The 4504-nt window shown below is 31.6% G+C and carries 4 protein-coding genes; all 4 read left to right on the forward strand.

Translation table 11 applies throughout. The features are described from left to right. A partial coding sequence (locus AA81_RS14220; protein ID WP_169999684.1) for a hypothetical protein occupies window positions 1-229 on the forward strand: 229 nt, incomplete at its 5' end. 127 nt (window positions 230-356) lie between these two features. After that, window positions 357-1568 (forward strand): glycosyltransferase family 4 protein, encoded by a 1212-nt coding sequence (locus tag AA81_RS07720; RefSeq protein ID WP_103898712.1) that lies wholly within the window; start codon window positions 357-359, stop codon window positions 1566-1568. After that, entirely contained in the window at window positions 1561-3012 is a 1452-nt protein-coding gene (locus AA81_RS07725; protein ID WP_103898713.1) for a lipopolysaccharide biosynthesis protein, read from the forward strand. The genes AA81_RS07720 and AA81_RS07725 overlap by 8 nt, the downstream gene beginning before the upstream one ends. Window positions 3013-3816: 804 nt before the next feature. Then, on the forward strand, window positions 3817-4504 hold a 688-nt coding region (locus AA81_RS07730; protein ID WP_146050362.1), incomplete at its 3' end, for a hypothetical protein.

The following is a 4504-nucleotide window of genomic DNA, read 5'->3' on the forward strand; positions in this document are numbered from 1 at the left end:
AAATACATATGCTTATTTCATGGATGATATAGTAGGCTACAAGGGTGAAATGTTACTTATTATACATACTATTAAAGGTGAATATAGTTTTGAAATATTTGGTGGTTGGGTTGCCTTTGAAGGGGCAGAAGAATTAGCTAAAAGTAAAGAAAATCCTTATTTGAAAATGATAAAAGATTTTGGTAATTATATAATTAAAAATTTACAAGCTCTGGAGGATGTTATATGAGCTTTTAAGGTGAAATTTATTTAGTTTTATCGAAGCTTTCCTGTTGCTATGTTCCCCATTGCTAAACTAATTGTGTACCAAGTTTTTTTGATATTGAAATCGTAATTACCTTTGGAGTTGATAAATAGTGAAGGTACTGTTCATAACAAATTTGTTGCCATATTCTCATAATCCTGCACGTGGAATTTTCATAACAAATAGGCTTAAAACTATGCAGAGTTTTAATAGGGACTTCGATGTTTATGGTATTATTTCTAAAGATTCTTTTGGAATAAAACTTTTGAAAAAGATTCTTTCTATACCAAGTGTAAATTCTACTGATTCATTTTATGAAGTCCATGGTGTAAAATACAAATATGCGTCTTTTAGTAGAAGTTTAGGTGATGTCTTTAATTCGAGAGTTTTGAAGAAAAATAATCAAATTAAAGATTCAAAAGAAGTTGCAGAGGATCTGTTTGATAAAATTAGGGGTAATGAGTTCGATATAATCCATGCCCATGGGATGTATGAACCACCTGCTGGATTAGTTGCGAAACTGTTATCGCAAAAGTTAAATATTCCATATGTAGTTACTTGCCATGGTAGCGATATAAACTTAGCGATGCCTAAGGCAAAAGAATTGTACGTTGATGTTTTAGAAAATGCTGCAAAGGTTATCTTTGTAAGCAATGCCCTATTGAATAAAGCTAAGTCATTTGGATATGCTGGTGAGAATTCTGTTGTTATTCCCAACGGAATTGAACCAGATATCTTCAAACCTTTGGATAAAGAAAAGATAAAAAAAGAATTGGGGTTATCTAAAAAGGTTGTTGGGTTTGTAGGTGGTTTAAAGGAAGTAAAAAGGGCAGATAAATTGCCCGAAATTTTTTCTTACATTTCTTCAATCTACGATGCTGAGTTTTTAGTTGTTGGAGATGGTGAGTTAAGAAAAGATATTGAAAAAGAATGTAAGAAAAGAAGGTTGCAGGTTAAATTTGTTGGAAGTGTTTCTCATGAAGATGTACCTTATTATATGAATGCCATGGATGTAATGATACTTCCGAGTAGGAATGAAGGATTTGGAGCTGTTGTTATAGAAGCACAGGGATGTGGGGTGGCTGTTGTTGGTAGCAGTAACGGAGGTATACCTGAGGCGATTGGAGATGGAGGAATAGTTGTAGAAGAAGGAGAAGAGTTTGAGAAGAGGTTCGCTCAATCGGTTGTAAAGTTGTTAGAAAATCCAATTGATGGTAGTTATTTAAGAAAAAGGGCTATGGGTTTTTCGTGGGAGAGTATTGTAGAAAAGGAAATAGAGGTGTATAATGAAGTCTTAAATAGATTTGGAGGAAGTAATGCCTAAAGAGAGAGAATTTATTAAATCTTTTTTTCAATTTTCAATGGGGCAATGGATAGCTGCTTTGATTTCTTTCATCACTACCCCTATTACCACTTGGCTTATAATCCCAGAGGAGTTTGGTAAGGCGTCGATGTTTACTTTGGCTTTCAATTTACTTCTCAATGTGGCACTTCTTGGAGCGGATCAGAGCTTTGTTCGTATGTTTTATGAAAGACCTGAGAATAAGAGAAGAGATTTGCTTTGGGATTCTTTGCTGCCAAGTTTGAGTATAGGCGTTGTGGTTTTTGTTGTAATTGGTATCTTTTGGAAGGAGCTGTCTTTTGTTCTTTTTGGAGATTATACTCATTTTCTTCCGATTTTTCTGTTGGGGGTTACTATATTAATAGGTATTTTAGAAAGATTTTCCACTTTGGCTGTTCGGATGAAAAAAAGAGGTATCGCTTTTTCTACGTTGAGGGTGATAAACGGAGTAACAAATGCAGTTTTTACGATTTTATACGCCCTTTTTGTTTCAAGAAGTTTTTATGCAGTTATAGTAGGTTTGTTTTTTTCTCATATAGTTACCGCTTTACTAGCGATCTTTTTTGAAAGAGAGTTGTGGTTTGGTAAGTTCAAGGTTGATTTTAGATCGATAAAAGCGATTGTTAGATATGGGCTTCCTTTTGTTCCTACTTTTTTAATTACGTGGCTTTTTCAGTCGATAGATAGGTTGGCGTTAAGAAATTATTCTAATTTTACAGAGATTGGTTTGTATTCAGCTGCTTTTAAAGTGGTTGCGGTGATGAATTTAATTCAAGTGGGGTTTACTATGTTTTGGACTCCCGTTTCTTATGAAAGTTATGAAAAAGAGCCAGAGAGTAAAGGAATTTTTGAGAAGACTTCTGTGATCATCGCTGCAGCGATGTTTGTGTTTGGATTGCTGTTAGTTGTGTTTAAAGATGTGATATTTTTGCTTTTAGAAAGCTCTTATAGGCAGGCGGCTGGGATTAGTTCTTTTTTGATTTTGATGCCTATTATGTATACCGTTTCGGAAACGACGGTTGTTGGTATCAATTTTATGAAAAAAACATATTGGCATATGTTGATAGCAAGTGTGGCAGCAGGGGTTAACGTGTTTGGGAATTTGATGCTTGTTCCTGTGTATGGTGCAAAAGGTGCCGCATTTTCTACAGGGGTGTCTTATATAGTTTTCTTTTGTATGAGAACGTTTATATCTAAGAGATTGTTCCCTGTTAATTATCATTTGGGTAAATTTTTCATTAGTACGTTTGTTTTTGTGATCGTTGCTTTTATAAACACTTTTGTTCCCAATATGGTTTTTCAGGTTGTGTCTGCTGTTTTGGGTTTGGTAGTTGTAATGTTTGTGTATAGAGACCAGGTGAAATATGTGTTTGATTTGGGGGTTGGTTTGATGAAGGAAGTGAAGGAGAGGGTAGTTAGTAGGTGAAGGAGGGTGTCGGTAGGGCTTTACCAAGGTCACCGAAATACTAATGGAATACTATATGGGTAAGTGATTTAGTTAATTTTTAGATAAAATATTAGATTGTTGAAAATATACAAGGCGTCTGCATAAGGCGCTTTTTTTATTGGTTTGGGGTTTTATGTTTTCAACTGTAGAACAAAGCTTAGCAAATTCTGTGAAATTTTTGATATATTTTTAGATTGGTAAATGAAGGTGCAATGTAAGTAGGAAATTTGTTGTTAATTATGTAGTAGATACTAAAAAATTTTTTTAGAAAGGATGTGAAACTAATGATTAAAAAAATAGGGAAAATTTTTTTAAAATAGCTATAGGATACTTTTATTGGATACTTGTACTTTTTTGGAGAACGGTTGAAAGATTTAAAAGAAGGTAAAATATTCAAATGTCTATTTGAAATATCAATTTTTTTATAGCTATGGTAGATTGATAATTATTTGATTGAGTTTTTAATTAATCTTTTGATAAATATTATAAATGAGTTTTTTACCACTAAAAACTGATTATTAAGAAAGAATTTATACCCAATCTTTTCACTACCATATAGTATAATCTAATGCGGGGTCATATTTTTTCACCCCGCTTTAGTATTGTTTAAGGGTCCGCCTTTTACAATCATCCTTCTAATACGGCCTTGAAAGGTCAATCAAGTATTGGTGCTTTAAATTTTGCAAATTCTGATGGTATAAGGTTCTATCCAATAAAATATAAACATCAATCTATTTTGATAGAATGTACTATAGATAACGAAAATGGTTTATTTACAGGAACATGGAATTAGTTATTAGTGGTGATAATATGGATGCTGATATGGTATTTTCAATAAAGAATTCTGACCATAATAAAATTTATGTTGTTAGAGATAATAAAATACTTTTTCGATTAAAAATTAAAGAACCAGATAAAGACAAATATGATTCTTATGACGGGGAATTAGATATAATGATGGATGGAATCAAAAATCATCCTTTTGATAATTTGTATTTTCAAAGAGATACTCACAAAGAAAAGTTCAAAAAATCCATTTATAAGGTATCTTGGCATGGATTTAGTTATAATCAAAACGGAAATATAAAAATGCCAGTTATAAATCTCAAAAACCAAAAAAATCAAAAAGATTCAGGAATAAGACATAAAGGTAAAATTAAAAACGATAAATTGTTTCCATTTCCAATTTGTAGCTTATATATTCCTAAAAATTTTTTTGATAATTCAATAAAATTTCAAAAAATTCAAAATGGAATACCTAAAGACAATATAATTAATGTAAAAAAAGATGTTTTTTCTAGGATTGATTTTTTTATTTTGCCAAAAAATTATAGTGTAAATGACTTTTTTATGACATCGGCGAATTTGTTATATTTAATTTCAGATAATACTTTATTTTCTAGAGAATATCATGGTGAAGTTAGTAAACCGATAAAATGTTATCCATACAAATCTTTAAAAATTATCGATC

It is taken from the genome of Petrotoga halophila DSM 16923 (assembly GCF_002924615.1).